Below are 758 nucleotides of genomic sequence, written 5' to 3'. Positions count from 1 at the left end.
AAGACTTTTCAGTACGGTTGTACAAGTAGATGACGTGGTGCGAAGGCTCGTTACCGTGACTGTACTGACCGATGTAGCCTGTCATGTCTTGGTGCGCTTCGCCGCCATTTGGATCGGCAGTAAATAGGTTGTTCAGCTTGTCGTTCAGACCTTGTGTGCCGCCCATGATTTCAGTCAGCTTGTCCAAGTCTTGCATGAACGCCCATTGCCACTGCCACGCGTTACCTTCGGTGTAGTTGCCTGTCTCGTGTTCTGTGCCGTATGGGTCGAATGGCGTCATGAAGGTTTCATCAATCATCACTGGGCGCATGAAGCCCGTCACGCCATGTTCTGCGTATTCCGTTGGGTTGTAATCGAAGTACTTCTTGTAGTCTTTTGAGCGTTCAAGGTATTGCTCTTCTGCTTGAGTATCACCGGCTGCTTTGGCGATTTGCGCGATAGCCCAATCGTAGAACGCGTTTTCCAGACCGTAAGAAACAGACTCAACCGTGTAGTCTTCGAATACTGGCTCATCATCGACACGTTGGATGGCAGGCGTGAAGCCGTTGTTCTCAATGTAATCGATGTGCTTGGTTAAAGTGCGATCCAATACGCCCTGATCCCAATCGGCTTGCAGTGCAGGGTAGTTGTCGTAAGTCGAAGAGTCGATCGCGGCTTTCAGCGCCAGGTCTTTCTCTTGTTGAGTAAACTCTTCTGGGAATTTGGTGATCGCATCCGCAATAACTGCTACCGCTGGATAGCCGACCATGGTGCCTGTT

The 758-nt window shown here is 50.7% G+C and carries 1 protein-coding gene; it reads right to left on the bottom strand.

Features of this window, described 5'->3' with window-relative positions; genetic code table 11:
* Positions 1–758 (bottom strand): glycoside hydrolase domain-containing protein (locus R7Q11_RS25915; RefSeq protein WP_225466969.1); only part of this gene is annotated, 758 nt, incomplete at both ends.

Source organism: Vibrio sp. 970, assembly GCF_033339075.1.
The sequence above is the reverse complement of the archived record's forward strand: the minus strand, read 5'-3'. Positions and strand labels throughout refer to the sequence as shown.